The organism is Streptomyces graminofaciens (assembly GCF_030294945.1).
Taxonomy (GTDB): domain Bacteria; phylum Actinomycetota; class Actinomycetes; order Streptomycetales; family Streptomycetaceae; genus Streptomyces; species Streptomyces graminofaciens.
Genome location: NZ_AP018448.1, coordinates 9,247,579 through 9,272,940 on the forward strand (window position 1 = coordinate 9,247,579; position 25,362 = coordinate 9,272,940).

24 protein-coding genes and 2 pseudogenes are annotated in these 25,362 nt (G+C 69.2%); 6 read left to right on the forward strand and 20 right to left on the reverse strand.

Going from position 1 to position 25,362, the window contains the following annotated elements:
• The first annotated feature begins 85 nt into the window (after window positions 1-85).
• Window positions 86-1,333, forward strand: coding sequence for an MFS transporter (locus tag SGFS_RS40685; RefSeq protein ID WP_286257297.1), 1,248 nt, complete (start codon window positions 86-88; stop codon window positions 1,331-1,333).
• 240 nt (window positions 1,334-1,573) lie between these two features.
• Here the strand turns inward: SGFS_RS40685 and SGFS_RS40690 are convergent, their stop codons facing one another.
• From SGFS_RS40690 to SGFS_RS40700, 3 genes and pseudogenes are all read right to left on the reverse strand, one after another.
• Window positions 1,574-3,511: a S53 family peptidase gene (locus tag SGFS_RS40690; RefSeq protein WP_286257298.1), complete on the reverse strand. Its 1,938-nt coding sequence runs from the start codon at window positions 3,509-3,511 to the stop codon at window positions 1,574-1,576.
• A 324-nt stretch (window positions 3,512-3,835) separates the two neighbouring features.
• Window positions 3,836-4,462: pseudogene (locus tag SGFS_RS40695) on the reverse strand (DUF305 domain-containing protein); the annotation flags it as partial.
• A gap of 72 nt (window positions 4,463-4,534) precedes the next feature.
• Window positions 4,535-5,206: a DUF3105 domain-containing protein gene (locus SGFS_RS40700; protein ID WP_286257299.1), complete on the reverse strand. Its 672-nt coding sequence runs from the start codon at window positions 5,204-5,206 to the stop codon at window positions 4,535-4,537.
• A 216-nt stretch (window positions 5,207-5,422) separates the two neighbouring features.
• Between SGFS_RS40700 and SGFS_RS40705 the strand changes: the two genes are divergently transcribed.
• Window positions 5,423-5,857 carry an Rrf2 family transcriptional regulator gene (locus SGFS_RS40705; RefSeq protein ID WP_286260303.1) on the forward strand — a complete coding sequence of 145 codons (435 nt, stop codon included), beginning with the start codon at window positions 5,423-5,425 and terminating at the stop codon, window positions 5,855-5,857.
• Between the two features lie 53 nt (window positions 5,858-5,910).
• Here the strand turns inward: SGFS_RS40705 and SGFS_RS40710 are convergent, their stop codons facing one another.
• Window positions 5,911-7,131 carry a globin domain-containing protein gene (locus SGFS_RS40710; protein WP_286257300.1) on the reverse strand — a complete coding sequence of 407 codons (1,221 nt, stop codon included), beginning with the start codon at window positions 7,129-7,131 and terminating at the stop codon, window positions 5,911-5,913.
• Between the two features lie 360 nt (window positions 7,132-7,491).
• On the opposite strand from SGFS_RS40710, the gene SGFS_RS40715 reads away from it, so the two are divergent.
• The gene (locus tag SGFS_RS40715) at window positions 7,492-8,853 is read left to right on the forward strand and encodes a glutamine synthetase family protein (protein WP_286257302.1); all 1,362 of its coding nucleotides are present in this window, start codon (window positions 7,492-7,494) and stop codon (window positions 8,851-8,853) included.
• A 74-nt stretch (window positions 8,854-8,927) separates the two neighbouring features.
• Here SGFS_RS40715 and SGFS_RS40720 read toward each other — a convergent pair whose 3' ends face one another.
• The 15 genes from SGFS_RS40720 to SGFS_RS40790 all read right to left on the reverse strand — a co-directional run bounded on the left by SGFS_RS40720 (window position 8,928) and on the right by SGFS_RS40790 (window position 21,163).
• Window positions 8,928-10,196 carry a tyrosine-type recombinase/integrase gene (locus SGFS_RS40720; RefSeq protein WP_286257303.1) on the reverse strand — a complete coding sequence of 423 codons (1,269 nt, stop codon included), beginning with the start codon at window positions 10,194-10,196 and terminating at the stop codon, window positions 8,928-8,930.
• Between the two features lie 89 nt (window positions 10,197-10,285).
• Complete coding sequence (locus SGFS_RS40725) at window positions 10,286-10,558, reverse strand: helix-turn-helix transcriptional regulator (RefSeq protein WP_286257304.1); 273 nt, start codon at window positions 10,556-10,558, stop codon at window positions 10,286-10,288.
• Between the two features lie 26 nt (window positions 10,559-10,584).
• A complete protein-coding gene (locus tag SGFS_RS40730) occupies window positions 10,585-12,042 on the reverse strand; it encodes a DNA primase family protein (protein ID WP_286257305.1) in 1,458 nt (485 codons plus the stop codon).
• Window positions 12,043-12,400: 358 nt separating this feature from the next.
• Complete coding sequence (locus SGFS_RS40735) at window positions 12,401-13,294, reverse strand: bifunctional DNA primase/polymerase (RefSeq protein WP_286260304.1); 894 nt, start codon at window positions 13,292-13,294, stop codon at window positions 12,401-12,403.
• Window positions 13,291-13,638 carry a hypothetical protein gene (locus SGFS_RS40740; protein ID WP_286257306.1) on the reverse strand — a complete coding sequence of 116 codons (348 nt, stop codon included), beginning with the start codon at window positions 13,636-13,638 and terminating at the stop codon, window positions 13,291-13,293. Before SGFS_RS40740 ends, SGFS_RS40735 begins: the two co-directional genes overlap by 4 nt.
• Before the next feature lie 86 nt (window positions 13,639-13,724).
• Window positions 13,725-14,183, reverse strand: coding sequence for a hypothetical protein (locus SGFS_RS40745; protein WP_286257307.1), 459 nt, complete (start codon window positions 14,181-14,183; stop codon window positions 13,725-13,727).
• 204 nt (window positions 14,184-14,387) lie between these two features.
• Window positions 14,388-16,511: an FtsK/SpoIIIE domain-containing protein gene (locus SGFS_RS40750; protein ID WP_286257309.1), complete on the reverse strand. Its 2,124-nt coding sequence runs from the start codon at window positions 16,509-16,511 to the stop codon at window positions 14,388-14,390.
• 85 nt (window positions 16,512-16,596) lie between these two features.
• Window positions 16,597-16,896 carry a hypothetical protein gene (locus SGFS_RS40755; RefSeq protein ID WP_286257310.1) on the reverse strand — a complete coding sequence of 100 codons (300 nt, stop codon included), beginning with the start codon at window positions 16,894-16,896 and terminating at the stop codon, window positions 16,597-16,599.
• Between the two features lie 103 nt (window positions 16,897-16,999).
• Window positions 17,000-17,317 (reverse strand): hypothetical protein, encoded by a 318-nt coding sequence (locus tag SGFS_RS40760; RefSeq protein ID WP_286257312.1) that lies wholly within the window; start codon window positions 17,315-17,317, stop codon window positions 17,000-17,002.
• Between the two features lies 1 nt (window position 17,318).
• Window positions 17,319-17,705 carry an RRQRL motif-containing zinc-binding protein gene (locus tag SGFS_RS40765; protein ID WP_286257313.1) on the reverse strand — a complete coding sequence of 129 codons (387 nt, stop codon included), beginning with the start codon at window positions 17,703-17,705 and terminating at the stop codon, window positions 17,319-17,321.
• A complete protein-coding gene (locus SGFS_RS40770) occupies window positions 17,705-18,817 on the reverse strand; it encodes a conjugal transfer protein (protein ID WP_286257314.1) in 1,113 nt (370 codons plus the stop codon). The genes SGFS_RS40765 and SGFS_RS40770 overlap by 1 nt, the downstream gene beginning before the upstream one ends.
• Window positions 18,814-19,266, reverse strand: coding sequence for a Pycsar system effector family protein (locus SGFS_RS40775; protein ID WP_286257315.1), 453 nt, complete (start codon window positions 19,264-19,266; stop codon window positions 18,814-18,816). Before SGFS_RS40775 ends, SGFS_RS40770 begins: the two co-directional genes overlap by 4 nt.
• Window positions 19,263-19,532, reverse strand: coding sequence for a DUF6284 family protein (locus SGFS_RS40780; protein ID WP_286257316.1), 270 nt, complete (start codon window positions 19,530-19,532; stop codon window positions 19,263-19,265). The genes SGFS_RS40775 and SGFS_RS40780 overlap by 4 nt, the downstream gene beginning before the upstream one ends.
• A 226-nt stretch (window positions 19,533-19,758) precedes the next feature.
• Window positions 19,759-19,932, reverse strand: coding sequence for a hypothetical protein (locus tag SGFS_RS40785; RefSeq protein ID WP_286257317.1), 174 nt, complete (start codon window positions 19,930-19,932; stop codon window positions 19,759-19,761).
• A gap of 514 nt (window positions 19,933-20,446) precedes the next feature.
• Window positions 20,447-21,163, reverse strand: coding sequence for a GntR family transcriptional regulator (locus SGFS_RS40790; protein WP_286257318.1), 717 nt, complete (start codon window positions 21,161-21,163; stop codon window positions 20,447-20,449).
• A 62-nt stretch (window positions 21,164-21,225) separates the two neighbouring features.
• Here SGFS_RS40790 and SGFS_RS40795 point away from each other — a divergent pair, with 62 nt between their 5' ends.
• The 3 genes and pseudogenes from SGFS_RS40795 to SGFS_RS51910 form a co-directional block, all read left to right on the forward strand.
• Window positions 21,226-22,044 (forward strand): class I SAM-dependent methyltransferase, encoded by an 819-nt coding sequence (locus tag SGFS_RS40795; RefSeq protein ID WP_286257319.1) that lies wholly within the window; start codon window positions 21,226-21,228, stop codon window positions 22,042-22,044.
• A 470-nt stretch (window positions 22,045-22,514) separates the two neighbouring features.
• The gene (locus tag SGFS_RS40800; RefSeq protein WP_286257320.1) at window positions 22,515-23,366 is read left to right on the forward strand and encodes a hypothetical protein; all 852 of its coding nucleotides are present in this window, start codon (window positions 22,515-22,517) and stop codon (window positions 23,364-23,366) included.
• Window positions 23,367-24,093: 727 nt separating this feature from the next.
• A pseudogene (locus tag SGFS_RS51910) lies at window positions 24,094-24,180 on the forward strand (glutamine synthetase); the annotation flags it as partial.
• Window positions 24,181-24,218: 38 nt separating this feature from the next.
• Here the strand turns inward: SGFS_RS51910 and SGFS_RS40805 are convergent.
• Window positions 24,219-24,659 carry a VOC family protein gene (locus SGFS_RS40805; RefSeq protein WP_286257322.1) on the reverse strand — a complete coding sequence of 147 codons (441 nt, stop codon included), beginning with the start codon at window positions 24,657-24,659 and terminating at the stop codon, window positions 24,219-24,221.
• Window positions 24,660-25,362: the final 703 nt, after the last annotated feature.

Sequence of the window (25,362 nt, forward strand, 5' to 3'; positions counted from 1 at the left end):
GGAGAGTTTGTTCCGTCAGTGAACATACGATGGGTGCACACCGCACCTTTCCCGTGGTCCTCCCCTTGCCCCGAAAGGCCCCTCCATGCCCCTGGCCCTGCTCGCTCTCGCCGTAGGAGCCTTCGGTATCGGCACGACCGAGTTCGTGACGATGGGCCTGCTGCCCGACGTCGCGGCCGACCTCGGCATCTCGATCCCCTCGGCCGGGCACCTGGTCTCGGCGTACGCGCTGGGTGTCGTCGTGGGCGCCCCGCTGCTCGCGGCGGCGACGGCCCGTATGCCCCGCCGCAAGGTCCTGATCTGGCTGATGGTCCTGTTCGTGGCGGGCAACGCGCTGTCGGCGCTCGCGCCCGACGAGCACTGGCTGCTCGCCGCCCGCTTCCTCAGCGGGATGCCGCACGGGGCGTTCTTCGGAGTGGGCGCGGTCGTCGCCACGAACCTGGTGGCCCCCGAACGCAAGGCCCGCTCCGTCTCGTTGATGTTCCTCGGGCTGACCGTCGCGAACATCGCCGGTGTGCCGGTGGCGACGCTCATGGGCCAGCACTTCGGCTGGCGGGTGACGTTCCTCGGCGTGAGCGCGATCGGCCTGGCGGCCATCGCGGCCCTGGCTCTGCTGCTGCCGACGGAGGGCGCGCAGGCCGGTCGTGGGAGTGCGAGTGGGAGTGCGAGTGCGGGCCTGCGCGGCGAACTGACAGCTCTGCGCTCCCTGCCCGTCTGGCTCGCCCTCGGCACGACGGTCGCGGGCTTCGCCGCGCTCTTCTCGGCGTACAGCTACATCACGCCGATGCTCACGGACTCCGCCGGTTACGCCGAGACCAGCGTGACCCTGCTGCTGGCGCTGTTCGGTGTCGGGGCGACGGTGGGCAACCTGGTGGGCGGCCGTCTCGCGGACCACTCGATGCGGGGGACCCTGTTCGGTGGCCTGACGTCCCTGATCGTGGTCCTGAGCCTCTTCCCGGCCCTGATGTCCACCCAGTGGAGCGCGGCGCTGGCGGTGATCCTGCTGGGTGTGGCGGCGTTCATCACGGGCTCACCGCTCCAGCTGATGGTCATGGAAAAGGCCGCGGCGGCCCCCTCCTTGGCCTCCTCGGCCAACCAGGCGGCCTTCAACCTGGCGAACGCGGGCGGCGCCTGGATCGGCGGCCTGTCGCTGGCAGCGGGCTTCGGCGCGACGGCTCCGGCTGTGGCGGGAGCGGTGCTGGCGGTGCTGGGCCTGGGCGTCGCGGGCGTGGCGTACGGGGTGGATGCGCGCCGGGCGGCTGCTCCGAGGGCGGGGCAGGGGCGTGTGGTGGCATCGTATGTGCCGGGTGAGGCGGAGACCGTCCACGCCTGAGCGCTTTCGCCGGTTGTTCGGCTGCGCCCCGTGCTTTTCAGGGGCACGGGGAACCGCGCGAACAAGCACGATGCACCCGCACCCGCACCAGCCCACGTACCCAGGCCGTGCGAGCTCTCAGGCGCAGCGGGCCGAAGGGCGGCAGCCCCTGGGGGAGGGGATGGGACGGGATGGGACGGGTGGGGGCGGGTGGGAGCGGCGGGGGGCGATATCCCTGGCCCCCTGCCGCCCCACCGACACCTACCGCCGATACGACTCCACGTACCCCTTCCCCGGCGACCCCACCCCCGTCACGTCGTCATATCCCCGCACCGCCCGCAACGAGCTGTCCCGCCCGAGCGTCCGCACCGACGTCGTCACACCGTCCGCCGCGTCATAGCCGTTGACGTAGTCGACACGGGCGACCGCGAGACCGGCGCCCGTGGGGTCGTCCGTCACGTCGTGGAAGACGTGCGTGCCGTAGCGGGCGTAGATCGCCGGGTTCGCGAACCCCAGCGGATGCCCGCCGCGGGCCTCCTGGGCCAGGGCCTGGACGCCCGCGACGACCGGCGCGGCGAGCGACGTGCCGCCGATGCGGTACTCGTCGTAGGCCTGCCCGCCGGAGGGGAGCGTCTGGGTCTGGCCGATCAGGAACCCGGTGTTGGGGTCAGCGATCGCCGCGATGTCCGGCACCGTGCGGTGCGGCGTCGAGCCGTTCGCCTCGGCGAGGGACCGGGGTACGACGCCCCGCTGGTAGAACGGCTGCGCCACCGTCCTGCTCGTGCCACCCCCCGCGCCCGACGTGAACGCGCCCGGGAAGTCCGTCCAGCTCTTGCCGTCGGCCGCGAGCGTCGCCTTCAGCGTGCCCCAGCCGGTCTCCCACCGGTACGCGTCGCCCTTGCCGACCGCCAGCGACGTACCGCCGACCGCCGTCACCCACGCCGAGTTCGCCGGGGTGTCGACCTGCTTGGTGCCGGTGTTCGCGACCTCGTCGCCGTCGTCCCCGGAGGAGAAGTAGAAGCCGATGCCCTCGACCGCGCCCAGCTGGAACACCTGGTCGTAGGCGGCGGCCAGGTCCGGGGTCTGGTTGGCCTCGATGTCGCCCCAGGAGTTGGAGACGATGTCGGCGAGATGCCCGTCGACGATCTTCCCGAGGGCGTCGATCAGGTCGTCGTCCTGGCAGGACGCGGACCCGACGTACACGATGTCGGAAGCGGGCGCGACCGCGTGCACGGCCTCCACGTCGAGGGTCTCCTCGCCGTACCAGCCGGATGCGTTGCAGTCCGTCGTGTGCGTGTAGTTCCGGGGCAGCACCTGGCGCAACTGGCCGCCGCGGTAGGCCGCGTCGCCGTGCTTCGACGCGTACGTCGCCGCGTCCGCCGCGATCGTCGGTGAGGCGTACGCGTCCGTGATCGCGACCCGCACCCCCTTGCCCGTACGACTGCCCGCCCCGTACGCCGCCCGCAACTGCTTGCCGGTGTAGCCCTTCACCGCGTACGGGATCTTCGTGCCGTACGCGTCGGGGAGGGTGCTCGCGACGGTCGAGCCGTAGTACGACGAGAACGGCCCCGCGTTGCGGAACACCTGGTCCGGCGGCGGCAGTTCGTCGTCGTGGGTCGCCCGGTGCGGGGCGGTGTCCAGGCCGGTGACGGTGAGGACGGCACCGTTCAGGGCGGCCGGCGCGGAGGCCGTCCTCGCGGGGGCACGGTAGGTGTGGCCGTCCTTGCGGTAGTTGTGCAGCTGTGTGCCGAACGCCCGCTCGGCGGCGGCCACATCACCCGACACGGAGACATAGCGCCGGGTCGCACCCGTGACGTCGAGACCCGCCGACTTCAGCCAGGCCTTCACCGCTGCGATCTGCGTCTTCGTCGCGCCGAAGCGGGCCCGGGCCTGACCAGCGCTCAGATACCTGCCGTAGGAGGGGGACGAGGGGTCGGAGACGGCCTTCGCGTACGCGGCGAGGCCCGTGGCGTCCCGCCCGGCCAGATAGACACGGGCGGAGACCCGGGAGCCGTCGGCGCTGGCCCCCTTGTCGGCTTCGGCGGTGGCCCACGCGGGCCGGGTCCCGTGCAGGGTGTCCCGGTCCGGGCCGGTCGCGGCCTGCGCCGCGGGTGTGGCGAGCGCCAGTGCGCCGGCGAGCAGGGGCAGCGTCGCCGCCAGCCCCGCTCCGGCGCGCAGCGCGGCGCGCGTGGATCTCATGGAGGGAACCCCCTGGGATGCGGTTCGTCGCGAGTGGATCACCCGACGTCGGTCGTGATCACTCTCGCGTTGAACCGTTCATGCCAGGGAATTCTTGGGGGCATGGCTGGGCCAAGAAGCCCCCAAGCGAACGTATCGCCACCCCAAGGAACCGTATGCGCAAGGGAATTGGGGACGGAATCGCGGCATACGTCCCGCAGGCCCCCCGATGCCTCAGGAGTGCCCCTTGTGCTCCTCGGCCGTGGCGGACGGCGACGCGCTCCTGTCGTCGTCACCGGAGGTCTTGTCGTCGGACGTCTTGTCGTCGGAGGACGACGAGCCGGCGGACCGAACTGTCGCCCCCCGCTCCTTCAGCATCCCCGTCATCAGTGAGATCTCCGACTCCTGGGCGTTGACCATGCCCTGGGCCAGCTTCTTCTCCACGCCGACCGTGCACTTGTCGACGCACCCCTGCGCCATGTGGATGCCGCCCTTGTGATGGTCGGTCATCAACTGGAGGTAGAAGATCTCGGCCTGCTTGCCGTTCAGCTTGCCCAGCTTCTCCATCTCGGCGTTGGTCGCCATGCCGGGCATCAGCGAGCCGTCCTCGCCGGAGGCCATGTCGCCCATGCCCATCCAGGCCATCGGCTTGTCCGACGACACCTTCGGCAGACCCCACAGGTCGAGCCAGCCGATCATCATGCCGCGCTGGTTGGCCTGCGTCTGCGCGATGTCGTACGCGAGCCGCCGCACTTCCACGTCGTCCGTCCGGTCGCGCACGATGTACGACATCTCGACGGCCTGCTGGTGATGGACCGCCATGTCCCGGGCGAAGCCCGCGTCCGCGGAGTCCGCGCCGGGCGGCTTCACCCCGGGCTCGTCGCCGTCGCCGTCGGCGACCGCGTAGGTGATCGCTCCGGCCGCGACGAGCACCGCCGCGGCACCGGAGGCGATCCAGCCGGTGTACTTCATCTTCCCCACTGTGCCAGGCCGTCCCTGTGACTGTTCGAGAGATTCCGTCTACGACGTGTACGCGAGGGGCTGTTACGAGAGACCGTTGGTGCAGGCGGCACCGGGCTCGGGCGTCTGCTCGCCCTGGACGTACTTCGCGAAGAACTTGTCGAGGTCCGGGTCGGCCGCGCTCTTCACCGTGCGCTGGACACCCCACGCGCTCAGCATGATCGGGTCCTTCTGCGCCTCGAGCGGGCTCATCATCGTGTACGGCGTCTTCTTGACCTTCTCCGCGAGCGCCTTGACGTCGGCGTCGGAGGCCTTGCTGTTGTACGTCACCCAGACCGCGCCGTGCTCCATGGAGTGCACGGCGTTCTCGTTCTTGATGGCCTTGTCGTAGACGTCGCCGTTGCAGTTCTGCCAGACCGGATTGTGGTCGCCGCCGACCGGCGGGGTCATCGGGTACTTCACCGACGTGGTCGGGTGGCCCTGGCTCAGCTTGCCCTTCCAGGTCTTCACGCCGTCGTCGCCCATGACGAACTTGCCCGTGACGTTCGCGTCGGCCGCCTTGCCGCTGTCCGCGTTGGTGCTTTTGTCGGACTGCGAGCGGACCAGGACCGTCCCGCCGACGACGAGACCGGCGACGATCACCACACTGGCGCCGATGGTGAGGATCCGGTTCCGGCGCTCGCGGGAGCGCTCGGCACGGCGCATCTCTTCTATGCGAGCCTTGCGCGCCGTGCTGCTGCTGTTCTTGGCGGACATGGAGTGGGTCCTTAGTGGGGGATGGGGAGGATGAGACGGTCTGGGCAACTGATCGTAATGTCAAACGACAAGTAATTTGCAGGGCGGGCACAGGAATGGCCGACGAAGCCCGGGTTCCGCACGCCCGCACACAGGGAAAAACGCCCGCACGCAGAGGAACGTGATCGCGCCCCAGCGAAATTTGAACCCGAGATGCGCATTATCTACGCTTCGGGTATGCGGCTGCTGCGCTCCACCGACCTCGCCCTGCGCGTCCTGATGCGGCTCGCCGTCGCGGGTGAGGCCAACCCTACGACCCGTGAGGTCGCCGCGGACATGGAAGTGCCGTACACGCACGCCGCGAAGGTCGTGGCCGAGCTTCAGCATCTGGGCCTGGTGGCCGCCCGGCGGGGCCGGGGCGGCGGACTCGCGCTCACCGGCGCGGGCCGTGAGGCGTCCGTCGGCTTCGTCGTCCGCGCCTTCGAGGGCGACGGCGACGTGGTCGACTGCGAGGGCAACGCCCCCTGCCCCCTCAATTCCGCCTGCCGCCTGCGCGGCGCCCTGCGCCGGGCCCAGGAGGCCTTCTACGCCTCCCTGGACCCGCTGACGGTGGCGGACATGGTCGCCGCGCCCACCGGTCCGCTGCTGCTGGGGATCACCAGCAGGGTCTAGGGCCTGTCGTCAAGCTCCCGCCGTCCGCCCGAAGGGCGGGCCGCGCGGCGTCTTCAGTCCCGGGCCAGCCACAGGTCGGGTCCGAACACCTCGTAGTGGATCTCGGCCGCCCCGACGCCCTTCTCGACGAGCTGGGCCCGCACCGCGCGCAGGAACGGCAGCGGGCCGCACAGGTACGCGCGCGTGCCCGTCGGAATCGCGACCTCCGAGAGGTCCATGAGCCCGGTGCGGTCGGCCGGATGCCCAGGTTCCGGGTGCTCGTACCAGAAGTGCACGGCCGCGTCCGGGAGCTTCGCCGCGTATGCCTCCTGGTCGGTGCGCAGGGCGTGCTCGGCGGGGGAGCGGTCGGCGTGCACGACCGTGACCGGGGCCGTGTGACCGGTGAGCGCGAGCTGCTCCAGCATGGCGATCATCGGGGTCACCCCGATACCGGCGGAGGCGAGCAGCAGGGGCACTCCGGAGTCCTGGTCGAGGACGAGATCGCCGTACGGGGCCGAGAGGCTCAGGGTGTCGCCGACGTCCACGCGCGCGTGCAGGTGGTTCGAGACCTCGCCGTCGGGGCAGCCCTGTCCGCCGCGTACGCGCTTCACGCCGATCTGCCACAGCGAGGCTCCCGGCGCGCGGGACAGGCTGTACTGGCGTATCTGCCGGGCGCCGTCCGGGAGTGTGACCCGCACGGACACGTACTGCCCCGGCCGGTGCTCGGGCAGGGGCCCGCCGTCGGCCGGGCGGAGCCGGAGGGTGACGACGTCGGCGGTCTCCCGCACCCGCTCGACGACCTCCCACTCCCGCCACCGCGATCCACCGGCCCCGGCCCCGCGCTCCTCGTAGAGCCGCCGCTCGACGGCGATCAGCGTGTCGGCCAGCAGCCGGTAGACCTCGTCCCAGGCGGCCGCGACCTCGGGGGTGACGGCGTCACCGAGGACCTCGGCGATCGCCGCGAAGAGATGCTCGCGGACCACCTCGTACTGCTCCGGGCAGATGCCCAGGGAGGCGTGCTTGTGGGCGATGCGATTCAGCATCGCGTGGTGCGGCATCGCGTCGGGCCGTTCGTCCGGACGGTCCACGAGGTGGGCGGCGAAGGCGGCGATCGAACCGGCCAGGGCCTGCCGCTGGGTGCCCGCGGCCTGGTTGCCGCGGTTGAACAGGTCCCGGAGCAGCTCCGGACGGGCGGCGAACAGCCGGTCGTAGAACCGCTCGGTGATCTCGTCGATGGCCGCGCCCACGGCGGGGAGGGTGGCGCGGACGGTCGCGGCGGAGGCATCGGACAGCAAAGGGGCTCCTCGGGGTCGGCCAGGAGGGGGGAGGGGGCTCGTTTCGCACGCTATTTAAACTTGCATATGAGATGCAAGTTTAAAGTGGGTGGTGCCGGTCGGGACCGGCCATTACAGATGTCGCCGGGAGCAGGCAAGATGGGCGGTACGGCAGTGCACACGATGTGCGGCACAGCGGTGCGATACGGCGCAGAGCGGTACACCCGCCGTATGCCAGGCGTTCAGCCCTGGGTCGGTCAGTCGATCAAGGTGCGCAACGCGCATGAAATGGTGTTGTGGTGGGATGCTCAGGTGCCCGACCGCCTCCCGTCACTCGGGAGCAAGGCGGCCTGACCAGCAAGGAATGGGTGGAAGCGGAAGATGGACAAGCAGCAGGAGTTCGTGCTCCGTACGTTGGAGGAGCGCGACATCCGTTTCGTACGCCTGTGGTTCACGGACGTGCTGGGCTTCCTGAAGTCCGTCGCCGTGGCCCCCGCCGAGCTGGAGCAGGCCTTCGACGAGGGCATCGGCTTCGACGGCTCGGCGATCGAGGGCTTCGCCCGGGTCTACGAGTCCGACATGATCGCCAAGCCGGACCCCTCGACCTTCCAGGTCCTGCCGTGGCGCGCCGAGGCCCCCGGCACGGCCCGGATGTTCTGCGACATCCTCATGCCGGACGGCTCCCCGTCCTTCGCCGACCCGCGCTACGTCCTCAAGCGCGCCCTGGCCAAGGCCTCCGACCTGGGCTTCACCTTCTACACCCACCCCGAGATCGAGTTCTTCCTGCTGAAGGACAAGCCGACGGACGGCTCCCGCCCGACCCCGGCCGACAACTCGGGTTACTTCGACCACACCCCGCAGAACGTCGGCATGGACTTCCGCCGCCAGGCGATCACCATGCTGGAGTCGATGGGCATCTCGGTCGAGTTCTCCCACCACGAGGGCGCCCCGGGCCAGCAGGAAATCGACCTGCGGTACGCCGACGCGCTCTCCACGGCGGACAACATCATGACGTTCCGCCTGGTCATGAAGCAGGTGGCGCTGGAGCAGGGCGTCCAGGCGACGTTCATGCCGAAGCCGTTCTCGGAGCACCCGGGCTCGGGCATGCACACGCACCTCTCCCTCTTCGAGGGCGACCGGAACGCGTTCTACGAGTCCGGCGCCGAGTACCAGCTCTCCAAGGTCGGCCGCTCCTTCATCGCGGGCCTGCTGAAGCACGCGGCCGAGATCGCCGCCGTGACGAACCAGTGGGTGAACTCCTACAAGCGCATCTGGGGCGGCTCCGAGCGCACGGCCGGCGCCGGCGGCGAGGCCCCCTCGTACATCTGCTGGGGCCACAACAACCGCTCGGCCCTGGTCCGCGTCCCGATGTACAAGCCCGGCAAGACGGGCTCGGCACGGGTGGAGGTCCGCTCCCTGGACTCCGGCGCCAACCCGTACCTCGCCTACGCCATGCTCCTCGCCGCCGGCCTCAAGGGCATCGAGGAGGGCTACGAACTGCCCCCCGGCGCCGAGGACGACGTCTGGGCCCTCTCCGACGCCGAGCGCCGCGCGATGGGCATCGAGCCCCTGCCCCAGAACCTGGGCGAGGCCCTCACCCTGATGGAACGCAGCGACCTGGTCGCCGAGACCCTCGGCGAGCATGTCTTCGACTTCTTCCTGCGCAACAAGAAGCAGGAGTGGGAGGAGTACCGCTCGGAGGTCACGGCGTTCGAGCTGCGGAAGAACCTGCCGGTGCTGTAGGCGCAGGTCAGAGGGTTTTCCACTGGAACCGGCACGTAGGGCCGACGGTCGTGAACCGTCGGCCCTACGGCGTGTCACGGCCTCTGGGCCGTCTGTGGGCCGTCTGGCTTCGCATCCATGCTGGCGTACATGCTGTCGACGGCCCTGCGGGTCCGTCCGTCGCTGCTCGGCATGAGGTGCGTGTAGACCCTCAGCGTGAACCCTGGGTCTGTGTGACCGAGGTACGTGCTCAACGCCTTGATGTTCTCGCCGGCGTCGAGCAGCAGCGACGCGTAGAAGTGCCGGAGCGCGTGCATGCCGTGTTCGCGGGCGGCCTGGTGGCGCTCGCCCGGCTTGGGCTCGGGGATGACACCGGCCGATACGAGCGCGGGCTTCCACACGCGAGTGTTGAAGTCGGTCCGGCGAATGGCGCCGTCTCCGTCGGCGCGAGTCAGCAGAAGTCGCTTCGTGACCAGTGGGCCGTCCGGCCGTAGCCAGGGCAGGGTGACTTCCACGGGTGGGTACTGCTCACGGTGCTGCTTCAGGACGTGCGCGATCTGGTCGGGCAGGGGCACGTCACGCACCTTGTTGCGCTTGGGCGGTCCGAAGACGAGATGTCCGCCTGTGACCTTCACCTGATAGGCGATGTGCAGCCATCCGGTATCGAACCTGATCTCGTCCTCGGGGAGACCGAAGATTTCCCCCTGTCGGAGCCCGCAACCGCCCCCGAGGTCGACCACGGGGCGAAAGCGGTCGGGCAGGGCGGCGCGTACCGCAAAGGTGCGCTCGGCGGTCCACGGCACCACGCGGCCACGTCCAGCGTCGGGCGGACGCACGGAACGGGCGTGGCATGGGTTCTTCGGCAGGTGGGTGTCGTCGACGGCCGCGTTGAAGACCGTCGAAACGCTGTTGTAGATCACGCGCCGATAGGACGAAGCGGTGACTGCCCGCTCCAGCTCACTCAGCCAGTCCCGGATGTGCTCCGGCTTGAATGATCCGAGGGGGCGTGATCCGAGATAGGGAATCGCGTGCCCGCGGAGCTGCGACACGACGGATTCACGCGTGGTCATGTCGGTCGTCTGGGTGCTGAGCCACTTCTCGGCGTACTGCCCGAACGTCACGCGCCCGGCGGTCGGGTCGATGTACTGGCCCCGAGACATGTCTGCCTCTATGTGGGCGAGCCACTGTTCAGCGAGGCGCTTCTGCCGGTCGGGGAAGCTCTTGGACTTCTCGGTGCCGTCGGGGCCGATGTACCGGGCCCGGTAGCGCATGCCGGTTCCGTGGCGGTCGGTCTTGACGCGGACGGTCTTGCCGTCGGCGGTCGTCTCAGTCTTGAACCAGCGGTCTTGGATGTGGCCGGCCATCTGGGGCGTGGTCCCTTCTGGGCATGAGGAAGGGAGGGCCACGGTGTGGCCCTCCCCGGTGGTGTCATGCGGTGTGCTGTGTGGCTGTGTCAGGCGGCGGCCTGGTCGGCGTTCTTGCGGGCGGTGACGTAGGCGTGCACGTCGGCGGGGTCGTAGCGGATGTACTTGCCGATGCGGAAGCCGGGCGGGCCGGTGCGCTTCTTGCGCCACTGGTAGACGGTCTGGACGGGTACCTCGAAGATCTCGGCGATGTCGTCGGCGGTGAGGTACCGGTCGGGGAGGCCGCTCCGGAGGGTGGCGCGGGGGTCGGTCTGGACGGGGGCGGGTGCGCTCAATGAGTCCTCCGCGAGTTGGAAATACATTCCTCTGAGTCGCGACTCATCGGCACTCAGCGGCACTCAGAGGGGTCTTGAGACGCGATGAGTCGCGACTCAGGCAAATGTGTTTCGCACTGGGTGAGGGTGATCCCGTTGTAGGTGACCACCTGGCGGCCGTACTCGTCGCGGGGACGGGTGCGGTTGAGCTGGGGCACGACGGACAGCAGGTTGCGGCCGAACACCTGCTTCGTGCCAGGGCGGACGCCGTTGTCCTCGGCCCACTCGCGCCAGACGGTCCACAGGGCGTCGACGGGCACGCTGCACGCGGGTCCGGTGGTGCAGCGCTCGCGGACGAACGCACTGGTGGGGGAGGCGGTGTCCTGCATGGTGGTGACCGCTTCACGGCTGGACTTCGGTTCGGTGATCCGGCCGGTGCGCTGGAGGCGGGCGAGGCCGTCGAGGGCCCAGTTGAGGATGCCGGGCATCTCTGCGGCGAGGCGGTCGGTGAGGGTGGTGTCTTCCTTGCCCAGCCACGAGACGCGCATGTTGAGCAGGACGAACCGTTTGGCGATGACGCCGGAGGAGTCGCCGAAGTGCGGCAGTTCGTTGGACAGCAGCATCAGCCGGGTGGGCAGCTTGCCGGTCCACTGCTCGCGGTACTTGCGGTCGACGTCGATGGTGTCCTCACCGGAAATGGTCAGCAGCCGTTCGACGACTTGGCTGTTGTCGCTTCCGGAGAGCCGGGCATCCGAGATGACCGCCAGGGGCTTGCCGATCAGGGTGGACAGTCCGAAGTTCGTGCCGAGTCCGGCGAGGGTGGGCCCGGCAAGGTTCTCCTTGCCGACCAGCTCTTTCAGCACGCGGGCGATGGTGCCCTTGCCGGAGCGGGACGGGCCGACGATCAGCATGACCTTCTGCTGGTCGGTGCGGCCGGACAGCACGTAGCCGAACCACTCCTGAAGAGCGTGGATCGCGTCCGGGTCGTCGGGCCAGATCTGCGCGAGGAAGCGTTCCCACGTCGGCGCGGTCGCGGTGGGGTCGTAGGTGAAGGGGACGGAGACGAGGTTGAAGAAGTGGGGGCCGTGCGGGAGCAGTGCGCGGTCCCGGATGCGCAGCAGTCCGTTTTCGCACGCCACGATCGGACCGCCGTCCTGCTCGCTCGCGTCACCGTTGACGTCGAGCCAGACAGGGGCGTCGGTGCCGGTGGGCAGCAGGGTGATGGCCCCGAGCGCGTCGAGCAGGTTGCTGATCTTCTGCTTTGTGGGCGCCCAGTCCCGAGCTTCGGGCTGTCCGTCCTTGCCGGGGGCGTAGAACACGGCGTGCTCCAGGCGCCGGTACATGGCGGCACGCATCTGCGCGTCGTCCGTCTCGCGCCAGCTGGTGCCGTTCCAGCTCATCCATGATGCGCGCCAGCGGCGGCATACGAGTCGTCCGTCCTCGGTCTGCCAGTCGGGCAGCAGGCGGCGGGCGACGGCCAGCGGGTTGGACGGGGCGGGCAGTTGCTCGCGTTCGGGGCTCTGGTCGCTCATGCTGCCGTCCTCCCTTCCTGGATGGTGCGGAGCGGGCAGGTGTCGCGGTGGGCTTCGTGTGCCTCGATCAGGGCGAGCACCTTGGCGTGGCCAACGGCGCTGCGCTCCCACCCGCACAGGCACTTTGAGGTGGCGGTGGGTTCGGCTGCACGTCGGCGTGCGGCCCGGATGTGAAGCCACGCGACGGGGTATCGGCCGTCGCCCTGCTGTGGGTCAGGACCACAAGCAGTTCGGGCGCCCTTGCGGGCGGCGCCTTTCGGCTCGCCCACGACCGTCCGGAGTGCGGTCGGTTCGGCGGTGCGCGGCCGGTCGGGGGTGGGTGTGATGCTTTTACCTGCGGGGCGGGGGCGGGGGGCGGTCATGCCGTCCTCCGGGGCCAGGCGGTGCGGATGGAGTAGTCCAGGGCCTTGCGGATGGTGTTGCGGCACTCGGCCGGCGACAGTCCCGCCGACTCGCCCCCGCAGGTAAAAGCCGCTTCCACGGTGGCGCGGTCGAGGTCGCCCCAGGCCACGAACCGGCCCACGGCCCGTACGGCGCGCAGAAGTTCGGCCTGTCGTCCGCCCTCGCCGGTGGTGGCCACGGCCGCGACCTCGCGTCGCAGGACCGCGGCGGCGTACCGGTCGGTGTCGCGGGTGGGCATGGGCAGGATCGGGGCCGCGGCTCGCCCCTGAGGGGCCGTCAGAGCCTTTTGGAGCCATCCGGGCAGGTTTGCGAGGGGTTCGTCGTCCAGGACCGTATACGGGCCCTGTGGGGTCATGCTGCCGGGGGCGACGACCTGTCCGCCCCACGCGCGGGTGTCGACCTTGGGCGTGAGTGTGCCGGTGGTGTTCGTGAACCGGGCGCCGAACGGGGCGGTGAAGTACAGGTGCTCTCCGCCGCTGGGGGTCCGGATGCGGCGGGTGGCGGGGACGGCCTGTCCGGCACGCTCGCAGAGCGCTTGGAAGTTGACCGCGCCGTCAGGCGTGCCCTCTTCGTCTTTGGGCTTGAGCGTGTCCAGGTCGACGACCAGCAGACCGGCGGGGCCGGTGGCGATACCGACGTTGAACGGGCCAGCAGCCCAGCACCGTTCGATACGTGCGGGATCGATGGTGGCGCGCTGCTCGAACGTACGGTGCCCGTCCGCGCAATCGCCGGTGCCAGGGCAACGGCGCTCGCCGTGCAGAGCGGGGACCTTGCTGCGCGGGCGCAGCGGAATGACGGGCCAGCCACGCGCGGCGGCGTCCAGTGCGGCGTGCAGCAGGGCGGCGGTCATACGGCGGTGCCCCCGTCCGTCCACAGGCTGAGGATGCGGTCGTTGAGGGCGTCTCCGGCGGCGGTGATGGCGGTCTGGTCGCCGGTGCGGACAGCGTCGAGCAGGGCGGCGAACTCCGGGGTGGGGCCGGGGTCCTGGAGGTCGTGCAACTGGCGAGTCATGGCGCGCAGCAGGGACCAGGTGGCGTACGGGTCGAGGAACAGGAACTGCTCGGTCAGTTCGAGCGGCTCGCCCACGGTGACCACGGCGAGGATCATGCTCCCGCCGGAGCGCGGCTCGATGCCGGTACTGACGACCCGTTCGGTTCCTTCGGGCAGTCGCGGGTGGATGCGGCGATCGGTCATGCTGGAGGTCTCCAGTTCCTTGATGGGTGCTGGCTGACAAGGGCGGCCCCGGTTCTTTGGCGAGACGGGGGCCGCCCTTGGCGTAGTTACTGGTAGAAGCGGTTGCGCTTGATCACGGCCTTGCGGATGTTGACCGTGGTCCCGCCTTTGTCGCCGCCCGCGCTGAACACCTGCACGGCGATCCAGCCGCCGAAGATGACGGCGGCGAGGGTGATGAGCTGGGTGACCAGGGCGGTCAGGGCGGTGATGAACGTGGTGAGGATCAGCAGTCCGCCGCACACGGCGAGGAACCCGACGCCCCCGAGCGCGACGTTCACCGCAGCGCGGGAGACTGCCGGTTTGGGCGTGCTCGGTTCGTGCTTGGCGGGTTCGATGGCGTAGCCGGTGATGATCCGGCCGTCGGGGAGGACGATGCTCGTCACGGTCGGGATGTGGCCCGGCTGTATGGGTACGGGCGGCGCCGGGGCGGCGGGGGTGATGGGGGTGGGGTGGTGGACTTCCACGGCCCGTTCCGGGGGTGCGTGGTGGCCGTTCTCGGGGTACATGCGGAATCCCTTCCGGCAGTAGGTCAGGGAGGCGGAGGCACACTCTGCGGGGTGGCGTGTGGAGGGGGTTTTCGGGGGTCTGACCTGCGGGCCTCCCTGCCTCCCTAGCTGATCATTCGTGCAGGTCAGGGGCAGGGAGGCGGGTCAGGGAGGGGGTTAGGGAGTTCTCCCTGCCTCCCTGACCCGGCGGGCGTCGACTCCCTGTCATCCGGCGGTGGAAGCGGAACCGTCTTCGTCGCGGTTGGCGAGGGCGCGGTGGAGGCGGTCGCGGCCGACGACCATGCGGCCGTCGGACTTGTAGGCGATGTCCGGACCGGCGGCATCAAGCACCCGCTTGAGGTCACTGTTCGTCCAGCCGCCGTAGGCGTCCTCGTTCAGCAGCGCGAGCCGCTTGAGGACGTCGGCCGTCAGGACACGCGACGCGTCGCCGACGGCGGCGGCGATGTCGGCGAGCGGGTCGCGCTCCTCGCCCCGCTCGATCACGTGCAGGGTGGTGACGCCGTCGCGCAGGGCCTTGGCGCGGTTGGTGAGGGCTTCGGCCGCGTCGTCGTCGATGTAGTGCGTGCGCACCGTGATGGACGCCTGTCCGGCCGGAATGGCGATGCCGTCGGAGGCGACGACCAGCGTTCCCCTATCCAGGCCGGGACGCAGCATGTTCGGCGCGGCACCGCCGTCGACGGCCTTGTCCCCGAGCGCCATGCGGGCCTGCGACTCGGTGCCCAGCGCGAGGGAGGCGCGTGTGTGGGCGCCCTCGCGGACCAGCTTGGGAAGGTTCTGGTCGGTGGGGTCCTGCGTCCCCTGCCACATCAGTACATTCACCGCACGGCCCTGGTTGTGGATCTTGCGGACGGCCATGAAGTAGCGGGAGTTGGACTTGGAGCCGCCGTAGGGGCGCTTGTCCTCGTCCTTGGCCGGGCACATGAACGCCACCTGTGCCTCGTCGACCAGCACAATCAGCGGCGGGAACGTGCTGCCGGGCGGGGCCTGGAGACGGCGGTTCATCTCCTCCACCGCGCCTTCCACCATCTCCGTCACCTGGATCACGTGCTCATCCGTCGGGCCCTGGATCAGAGTGGTGGCGAGCCCGTCGAACATGGCCCAGTCACCCACGCCCTTGAGGTCGCCCATGAGGAACTGCACCGACTTGTCCAGCGCGACCCACAGGGCGAGGGAGCGCAGGGCGACGGTCTTGCCCTGGTTGGACAGACCGGTGATGAGCAGGTGGCGCTGGTAGAGGCTGATGGCGGCGGCGTCCCCGCGCAGGTCCTGCCCCCACGGCGCCTTGCCCTTGGCGTAGTCGGCGGTCATCGTCTCGTCCGTGACCAGCGGAGACGGGCCGATCGGCTCGTCCAGCGCTCCGGAGTCGGCGACCCAGAGCCGGACCGTACGGGCGGCCTGAGGGATCGTGATGAACACCTCGTGCTCGTGCCGGGTCAGGTTCTCCGCCAGCTTGCGCCGCTTGCCCTGCACCTCGTTCGTCGACACCCCCGAGGGAAGGGTGACATCGACCTCGATGCCGCATCCGGCGATCCGGATCGGACCGAGCATGGACGCGCCGGCGTCACCCATCTCCTTGATGGCGTTGCGCAGCGCCGGGACCCCCAGGTCGCGCAGGGCCTTGACCACGATGGACGGGGTGATCGGCTCGCCCTCGCCCGTCCGGACGTTGGCGGGGAGTGCCCACTGGGGTGCGGCGTGCTGTTTGCGGCCGACCGACCACAGGGCGAGCAGCGCGAGGAACGGGCCGATCGTGAGCGCCGGGCCCCACACGATCTGCACGATCCGGATCAGCAGGGCGATGAAGTCGATGGTGGCCGCGAGCGGGGTGATGACGTCTTTGACGTCGCCGTTGTTGATGGCCATGACGACCCCGAGCGCGACCAGGACACCGATGCTCATGCCCGCCCCGACGGCCGCGCCCTTGGCGGCCTCCACCGGGGAGTGGAGCAGGTCCATGCGGCGGTGGTGCCGGGCGGCGCGGAAGCGTTGCAACCGCTCCTCCCACTCCTCCGCCGCTTCGAGGTTCCCCGCGGCTTCGGCGGCACGGATCATGCGCTCGTAGCGAGAACCGGTGCGGCCGTCCCAGGTGCGGCGGGCCACGATCCGCCCGCCGTTGAACGTGTAGGACCCGTGCCGGGCCACCGCCCGCGCCGTCGCCCTGGTCGACTCATGCGTAACGGCCGACTTCACCGCGCGGCCGGAGCGCACCCACAGCGGCGCGGGCGGCGCCAGCGGGGCGTCCGGGACGACGGTCAGCACCGTAGGCGTCGCTGTGCCGTCGGCCGGGGGATCGGTGGGCTTGCGGAGGTGAACGACGTTCTCAGACATGCTGGAAGTTCTCCTGACTGCCCCAGGTCGGGGCGGGAGGTTGAGGGCACCCCGCCCGGCAGCCGGGACGGGCGGGGCGGTGTGTTCAGCGGGCGCGGTTCTCGCGGTGGCTGAGCTGGGACGACTCGGTGCGGGGACCGTCCAGCCAGCAGAACGGGCGGATGCCGTCGGCGGTCTTGAACACGCGGATGGCCGTACCCGGCGCGGCGTGCGGGAGGCCGCAGACGCGGCCCCGGTGGAGGGAAGCCAGCAGGCGGGCGGCGTGGTGCTCGCATCCGTCGGCACCGGCGCCCCTGGCGTCCAGTACGGTCACCACCACCGGACCGCCGCAGGGGGTGGGGTCCTCCGGATGAGCGGCGCGGCAACGGTGAAGGGCCACGCTCACCACCAACTCGACTTCTTCTTGGGCACGATGTACGGGCAGCCGTTGCGCATGTGGTCCACGCACTGCGGGCACTCGCGGGGAGGCGTGTCCTTGCCGGGCATGGTCACCACCATCCCGAGGACTTCTTGGCGGCCTTGGCACGGGCGGCCTCAGTGATCAGCCGCTGACGCTCGCCGTGCAGGGCCGTCAGCTCCGCAATCAGCCGCGTCTCGACGGCGGAACCGATGGAGTCCATCCGGTCCTCGGCACCGGCCGTGCTGCGGCCCTTGTGGACGCTGCGGGCACCCTTGGCCATGGCGCGGGTCATCGCCAGCCGTTCACGGCTGGTCAGCGGCCACCACTCGCCCCGCCGCACGGCTTCCAGCTTCTTGACGGTCTTGTCGATCTCGCGGTCGAGGCGGCGTATCTCGGAGTTGCCCATGTCAGAGGCTCCGTTCGGACCCGTGCGGGTCGGGGTAGGCGCACGGCACGCAGGTGCCGAGCGAGGTCGGGATGCAGTAGCTGTAGGTGATCCGGCACTCGGGGCAGGTGCGGCGGGCGAGCATCGCCAGGGCGAGCGCGCCCCACTTGCGCGAGGTCATCGGCCGCACCGGCTTGGCGAGGTCGATCCGGTAGAGGTAGGCGACCAGCGGCGGGCGCCGGTGCCGGCCGCGCATGACCTGCGCCGCCACCTCCTGACCGCCCGGACGCAGACCGAGCGCGCGCAGTCCGCGGCGGGTGGCGTAGCCGTCCGGCGCGCACTTCCACGGGTAGGTGGGGATGCCGTAGCGGTCGCCGTCCGGGTCGAAGAACGCGGCACGGGCCATCATCAGGCGGCCTTGGCGGCGCGCTCAGCGAGCAGCGTGTCCCGAAGCGTCCGCGCGTTCACCGGGGAGGTGCGGAGCGCGCGGCGGATGCCTTCGGCGGTCACCTTGGCGTCCGGCCAATCGGCCGTCGCCGTCCGTGCCTCGTCCAGGAGTTGAGCCGCCGTGCGGCGCGGCCGTGGCGATCGGGCCGACTCGGGAACCCGACCGGTCGCCCGACGGGTCGGGGTCGACTCCGCCGCCACCGTCCGCTTCTCGATCGAGGCGACCGGCGCCCGGTCGACCGCCAGGGCAACGGCGGGTACGGGCTTGAGCGGGAGGGTAGATTTCGTGAAGTCGACCGCCACCGGATCGGGCACCCGCACCACCGTCGCCGTGATCGACTCCGGGGTCGATTCCGGCAGGTCAGCCATAGACCGTTTACTCACGGTCTCGGTAGATTCCTCCGCGTTCGCGACCAGGGTGGGGATCGGGGTGGTGCCGCCGAACATCGACAGGAGTGCGGCGTTCGCACCGGCGGTGACGCGGTCGCGCTGGACGTCCAGCAGCCTCGATCCGAGTGCCGTGTCCCCGACTCCGACCTTGCGGGCCAGCCGCCACGACTTGCGCTCCGACCACTTCTTGATCCGGTCGCTGGGGTGGTGTTCGGCGCGGGCGCGGTGGTAGGCGAGGGCCTGCACGATGTCGGCGGTGCGTCGCTCGTTCTCGGCGTCGCGGCCGTCGGTGTGGACGACGATCCGGCGGGCGAGGAATGCCATGCCTTCCGCCGACACGGACATGCCCATCGGGGTCAGGGCGTAGATGACGGTCCGGCCCGGGTCCGGCGCGGCCATGGCGCCCATGGCGGACGCGGCGGTCGGCAGCGCCCACAGTCCGAGCCGCACGACGCGCGGGGAGGACTGGCCCAGCATGGTCAGCCCCAACAGGACCAGGGCGAGCACGGCGGTGGCGCCCTCGCCGGCGGCGAGGGCCCCGAGCGCGGTGCCCTTGCCGTAGGAGTGCCCGATGTTGCTGTAGGTGCCGATACCGCCGATCACGCCCGTGGCCAGCATCGGCACGAACGCGGCCGTCAGCACCCCGATCTGAACCTTCGTCAGAGGCTTGCGGGTCTCGCTCACGCCGCACCCCCCACCACGGCGATCAGCGCCGCGAGGGCAAGCAGCGCGCCGCCCGCGCACGTCAGGTCGATGGCGCGGCGCAGACCGGTGAACTTGGCGACCGCGAGCCGGGACAGACCCGCGATATCCGCACTGCGGTCGACCTCGGCCAGCGTGGCCGTGATCTCCTCGGCGGTGAGCGTCGCCCACAGGGGGAAACCGTGCCGGCCCCGCAGGTTCGGCCGCACCGACCGCAGCAGCAGACCAGACGCCCCGACCAGCAGCACCATGCCGGACCCACCCACCGCGTAGGCGGCGGGGTTCAGCGGCATGTCCTTGGCGACCGTCCACGCACCGGCCAGCACCGCGCCGATGAACGCGAGCAGAAGACCGGTCTTGGTGTCCGTCCGCGCGATCTCCGCCTTCACCTCAGCGTGCGCGGCCGTCAGGTTCGCATCGGCGGCGCTCACGCGGCACCGCCCGCCGTACGGTCGGCGGCGGAGCGGTTGGCCAGCGCCCGCCGCTCCTCCAGCACCCTGCCGAACGCCCGGCGCAGACGCTTGGTGTCCACCTCGTTCGGCGTGTGGTTGAGAGCGATGATCTGCGCGTCGATCAAGTCGACGTCCGCCAGGATCGCGGGCATCTCCTGCTCGATCGCGTCCAGCTCGGCGTTCGTCGGCTCCATGAAGTCGGCGAACGCCGTAACAGCGTCCTGAACAGTGACGATGGGACTCATTGGGTCGTGTTCCTCTCACAGGGGGGAACGGCCCGAACAGCACCCCCGGAGTTGGCCCTCCGGGGGTGCGCGCCGTTGAAGTCGGAAACCCTCCGGCTCCCCTCAGCCCCGCCCGTACGACCAGCACGCAAGAGCGCGGTCGGACGGGCAGGGGAGGCAACCGGCCGCAGCTTCAGCCGCTGCGATGGCAGGAAGGCGACCGCACTGGACGGCCGCCGTGGTCCGGCTAGAAGTTGAAGTGCAGATCTCCGTGGTGCGTGCCACCAGAGACCCCGTGAAAGTCGCCGTCGACCACGGTCACGTCCTGGCTCTGCTGCGCCTGCTGCTCTTCGTAGATCCGTCCGGTCATACCGGCCTGGATGGCGGCGGTGATCTCTTCGGGTGTCTGAGGCATCCCCATGACTGGTCTCCCTTGGGTGAAGGCGGAACGGCTTGAGGCCCACTCATTGCGTGAGCGGGTAGACCGGCCTGAACGGCGGCCGGAGCACCCCGGACCGGACGCGAACCGGTCAGGCTGCCTTCCGGGGCTCCGCGATCTTTGCCCTTGTCTCACCGCACGTGTGGGTCACTTGTCCGCCCTGTAGGGACGGCATGGGAGAAGGTTCTTGCTGCTCGTGCGGCAGGGCCTACGGCTTGTCGCTGTTGCCTGATGCTTCTGACGGCCGCTCTTCCCCATGTGCAGGCTGCGGTGCGCCCTTTGTTGAGTTCTCAACCAACGTGCGCTGCCTTCGTACTCACCCCTGCGGGCTTTCCTCCGGGCACATCCCTAGACTGGACCGGTGGACCGGTCCAGTCAACCTCCAAGTCCCCATCGGAGTCGGCGAGTTGGTCATTGGTACTGGTCAGGGGCCATAAAAAGAAAAGAAAAAGCTGGACCGGCGGACCGGTCCAGCTCCCTTATGGGTCACTCTGGCCTACATCGCATAGGTGTCCACCTGCTCGTAGTGAGGGGAGGGAGTGACGCCCTCCTCGCATACGAGCGGGCGCCCCTCTTGGTCGTATGCGGTATGTAGAACCACGGCGACTGCCGTTGCTTCGGGCAGTCCCAGGTGATGGGCTTCGGACTCGGTTGCTAGGCGGACCGTGGTCACGTCCACTCCCTCTACGGGAAAGCGGCCGGTCTGTCGGCGCACGTAACGAGTAGTTCCCTCCGGGATGGGGGCGGTCTGCGCGAGTCGTGGGGAGGCTTCCGCGATCTCGAGCGGGAACCAGGCTTCCGCGTAGCTGTGCGGACTCCCGTCCGGGAGTTGGAGGATACGGATGCGTCGCAGCGTAGACACGCCAGAGTCCATGCCGAGCACGGCGGCCACTCGCGCAGGTGGCTCCGCCCAATCCGGCTCGCCGACGCGCAGGAAGGGCATGCCGCCGGCGATGCGAGCGGAGCCCGCCCGCCGCGCGCCCGCAGGCCGTGCGACGGGCGTTTCCGTCACCACAAAACCTGTCCCTTGCTTGGCCACGACGACGCCGTCGTTCCGCAGCACGTCCATCGCTTTGACGGTCGTCGCGCGCGACACCGACCACTGTTCCGCCAGGTCACGCCCGGATGGCAGGGTCTCCCCCGGCGCGAACTCGCCAGCGGCGATTCGGGCGCGCAGCGACTCCGCGATCTCCTCATACTTCAGTAGCGCCATTGAATGCCCCTCTTGCCGTCTCCATGGTGGACTGGTCCACCGGTACACAGCATACTGCCGTTATGTCGAATTTCGGATTGGCTCCTTCCGTTCTGCGCTTCTACGGCGAGACCGTCGACGAAAGCAGCCGCCTGCACCGGTCAGCGGATGGTCGTCTTGAGCTGGCCCGGACCAAGGAACTCCTGCGACGCTTCCTGCCGCCGGCGCCTGCGAGCGTGCTGGACGTCGGAGGCGGGGCCGGTGTGCACGCAGAGTGGCTGGTCAAGGACGGGTACGCGGTCTCCTTGGTCGATCCCATTCCGCGGCACATTGAGCAGGCAGCCGCCATCTGCTCGGCGTCGCTCGGAGACGCGCGAGCGCTCGACGCTGACGACGACAGCTACGACGTGGTGCAGCTACTTGGCCCCCTCTATCACCTGCCCGACGCTGCTGACCGCCGCAGGGCGCTCGCTGAAGCTCGCCGCGTGGTGAAGCCGGGTGGGCTCGTAGCCGCAGCAGCGATTAACCGCTACGCCTCACTCTTCGAGCACGTCACGTACGCACACCTGCACACTGAGCGCATGCAGGAGCCGGTGTCCAAGATTCTCCGCACGGCCGTGCACGAGGGCCCGCACTTCACCCTGGCGTACTTCCACCGGGCAGAGGAACTTGCCGATGAGCTACGGGAGTCGGGGCTCACCGACGTGGAGGTGTTCGGGATCGAAGGTCCGGCATGGTCGCTGGTCAAGGCTGTTGAACAACAGCCAGGCGAGGGACCTACCGATGACCTGATTGCCTCCGCCATGACGGCCGCGCGGATGGCTGAGCCGTACCCGGAGCTGCTCGCTGCCAGCTCGCACCTTCTGGCCGTCGGTCGGGCTCCCGCCAACGTCACCGCTTAACCGGCCGAGAGGTCAGCTGGGCCGGGATGCGATCTGGCGGCGGGCAGGACCCCAGACACGCGCGTGTCGGAGTCCCGCTACAAAGGAGCTGATGCGCTGGTCAGCGCGGGCGGCTCCGTCTCATAGGTCTGCGACAACTCACGGCCGGGCGGGCGTCTGGCCGGCGGGTGTCGCAGGTTCGAATCCTGCCGGGAACCAGTAAAAAAGGCCACGCCCGATCACAGTCCGGGGCCTTTGACCCTTCTCGCATCAACGGACACGGTCACTGACAAGAAAGCCTGGGGCTCTGATACGGCCGGACCGAACTTCCGGTCCCGTGGATGCCCAGAGGGTACGCCCACCCCGCACCATGATCCCCCCTTCCTCGAATGGCACATCTGCCCCACAAGGGATCTAATGTTTCATGGGTCACTGCGGGGAGGGCACGACCCCGGCCCAGAGCCTTCGCGTCACACAGACGGGGAGACACAATGGCACGAACCGCTTCGGGCACCGAACGACTGTCGGCCTACTCCGCGTTCGCCAGCGCTGCCATCGCAGTACTCGCTACCGTCACGGCGATGGTTTCCGCCTTCGCTGCTATAAACGCTTCAAATAGAATCGCGGAGGTGCAGCAACATAACGCGGCCCGCGCCGAGATATCTAATTATGTGGTCGAAATGGGTCAATATGATCAAGATGGCGGCTCTATATATCGGAACGAGATAGCGACCCTTGCAAAGCAGGTCGACACGCTGATAAACATTTATGGGCAGGATAGTTTAAATCTGAGCCCATCAGCATACCGGCTCACGGGACTCTACACTTCGCTTTCCACTGCAGAACTGGAACTCGCGGCATCCATGGAGCGCCGGGCGTTGAGTTTGGCCACCAAGCGGGTCCCTGATGGTTCTGGAGGGACCCGCATGGCCGATCCGTTCGAAGCCCTCCAATCACATCGCGTCCTGGCCGACATAGCTGCCCAGAACCTCGACCTGACCAAGATGGTGAAGGAATACGAGGCAGCGCTCCACATCTCGGCCACAGAGGGAGACCAGAGCCGCTACATAGGAGTCGAGGCAAGCCGCTACACCCGAGCTTACCGTGCGCTGAGTGCGATGATGCTGGTTGACAACAGGCCGCCAACGTCAGCGCAATGTGCCATGGTGCGAAAATTCGCTTTCGAATCTGTAGAGGACTTTAAATATCTAGGCAAGGAAAACCCCGAACTCGCTCGCCGGGCCTTGCGAATCAAGGACAATGCGTGCCAAGTGCCTGTCGACCTGGAGCCTCTCAAAAAGGCGGCGTTCCAAGTCGGGCGCTCTTTGGCCGTAGGAGGGTAGCCTGGATTCCTGCCATAATAATCACCCTCCCGAAATCCGAGCGCCGGTACTACATAGTCAACCATGACCGTCGTCGCCCAAGCACACGCGGGGGGCTCGAGTCCATTTCGGAGACACCGGTCCGCATCTTAGAGGCTCACGCGGGGCCAAGGGGAGACTTGGGTTCATCATGCGGCTTCATTCAGTGAGGGATTTTTCACCACTTTGCCCGTTGCTTGGAATCGGCCGAACGAGAACTGGAGACCTTCCGCTGGTGCGCCGACGAACCCATCGACGTGTCTCTCGACTCCGATCAGTTCGGTGTCGACTTTCGTGAGCGGCCTGATCGACAAGTGGGCCCTGCGCGTCCGGCTCCACACCGATGGGCGTGCCAGAGCCGTGCCAGATCGTGCGGGGAACCACGGTGAAAGCAGCCGCGCCCGACAAGGCCGCTCCCCCACCCTTCGCCCAGCTCGGCGCCCGGAACGGCCACCAAATGCCCGCCGCTTCCCAAGCTGATGCCCTGAAGGTTCCTGTGAGGATGTTGAGCCGTCCTGTGCAGGTCAGATAGGGCGCGGCCGAGCGCTGAGCGGCCATCTGTGAATCTCCTAGTCCCGCCCGGCGGGGCCGTCTGTGGGCCGTTGAAGGGCGGCCCACAGCGACCAACAACGACCATCAATGACCGCCCCATCCCTGGTCAGCGACTGGTCAACCCCGATCAGGCGAGGCCGTTCCCGCCCTGTACAACTTCCTGCGCAACAAGAAGCAGGAGTGGGAGGAGTACCGCTCGGAGGTCACGGCGTTCGAGCTGCGGAAGAACCTGCCGGTGCTGTAGGGCTCGGCCCGCGCCCCTCTCGGGGCGCGGGGCGACCGTCACTCTCCTCGGGCGGCGAGATCCGCCAGCACCTTGTGCAGGGGCTCCGTCTCCCGGCGTTTGTACTCCTGGATCGCCCAGCCGTTGCCGTCGGGGTCCTTGAAGTACATGAAGGTCGCGCCGTCCTGCGGGGCGAACCGCACCGGCTCGCTGATGTCGAGGCCGCGGCCGGTCAGCTCGTCGTACGCCGCCTTCGCGTCCGTGACGCACAGCTGGAGGCCGTGGTACGTGCCCGGCTGCGGGGTGCCGGTGGGGACCCGGAGGCCGTCGACGAGGGCGATCGAACAGCCCGAGCCCGGTGGGGTCAGCTGGACGATCCGTACGCCCTCCATGACCTCGCCGTCGAGGTCCACGTGGAAACCGACCTTGTCCTGGTAGAACTCCTTGGCCCGGTCCACGTCGGAGACCGGCAGCAGGATCACTTCGAGGCTCATGTCCATGGCATGACTCCCTTGTCGCCGTCAGACCTCTCTCGAACCGTCACCGCGTCCGGCTGAACGGCTCCCCCTCACCGAAGCCGAAAACGATGCTCTGCGCCACCGCGATGACCAGGTTCCGCCGCTTCCAAGGCCCCCGGCACTGCTGATGGTCCTGCTGGCCCAGATGGTCCTGTTGGGGGCTGCCGCCCCCCAGACCCCCGCTTCCGGTCCGCAGGGGTGGATGCGGGCTGCCGACCCCTGCGGGTCCGTGGGGGTTGGTCGCGCAGTTCCCCGCGCCCCTGGGGAGGTCGCAGCAGAGTCTGCCGCAGAGGCGCGAGTGGACTGGCGCAGTCGCGTATGGCGCTACGCACACCCCCACCCAGACGCACAGGCCGCCGCAGGCACCCGGCTCAAGCCCCGGCTCAAGCCCCCGGCTCAAGCCCCCGGCTCAAGCCCCCGGCTCAAGCCCCGGCTCAAGCCCCGGCTCAAGCCCCGGCTCAAGCCCCGGCTCAAGCCCCGGCTCAAGCCCCGGCTCAAGCCCCGGCTCAAGCCCCGGCTCAAGCCCCGGCTCAAGCCCGGCTCAAGCCCGGCTCAAGCCCCGGCTCAAGCCCCCGGCTCAAGCCCCGGCCTCAAGCCCCGGCCCAAGCCCGGTCCCAGACCAGCCCAGCGCTTTGCGCAGCCACACCGGTTAGGCTCGACCTTCGTACGACCTTGATCGGACGGG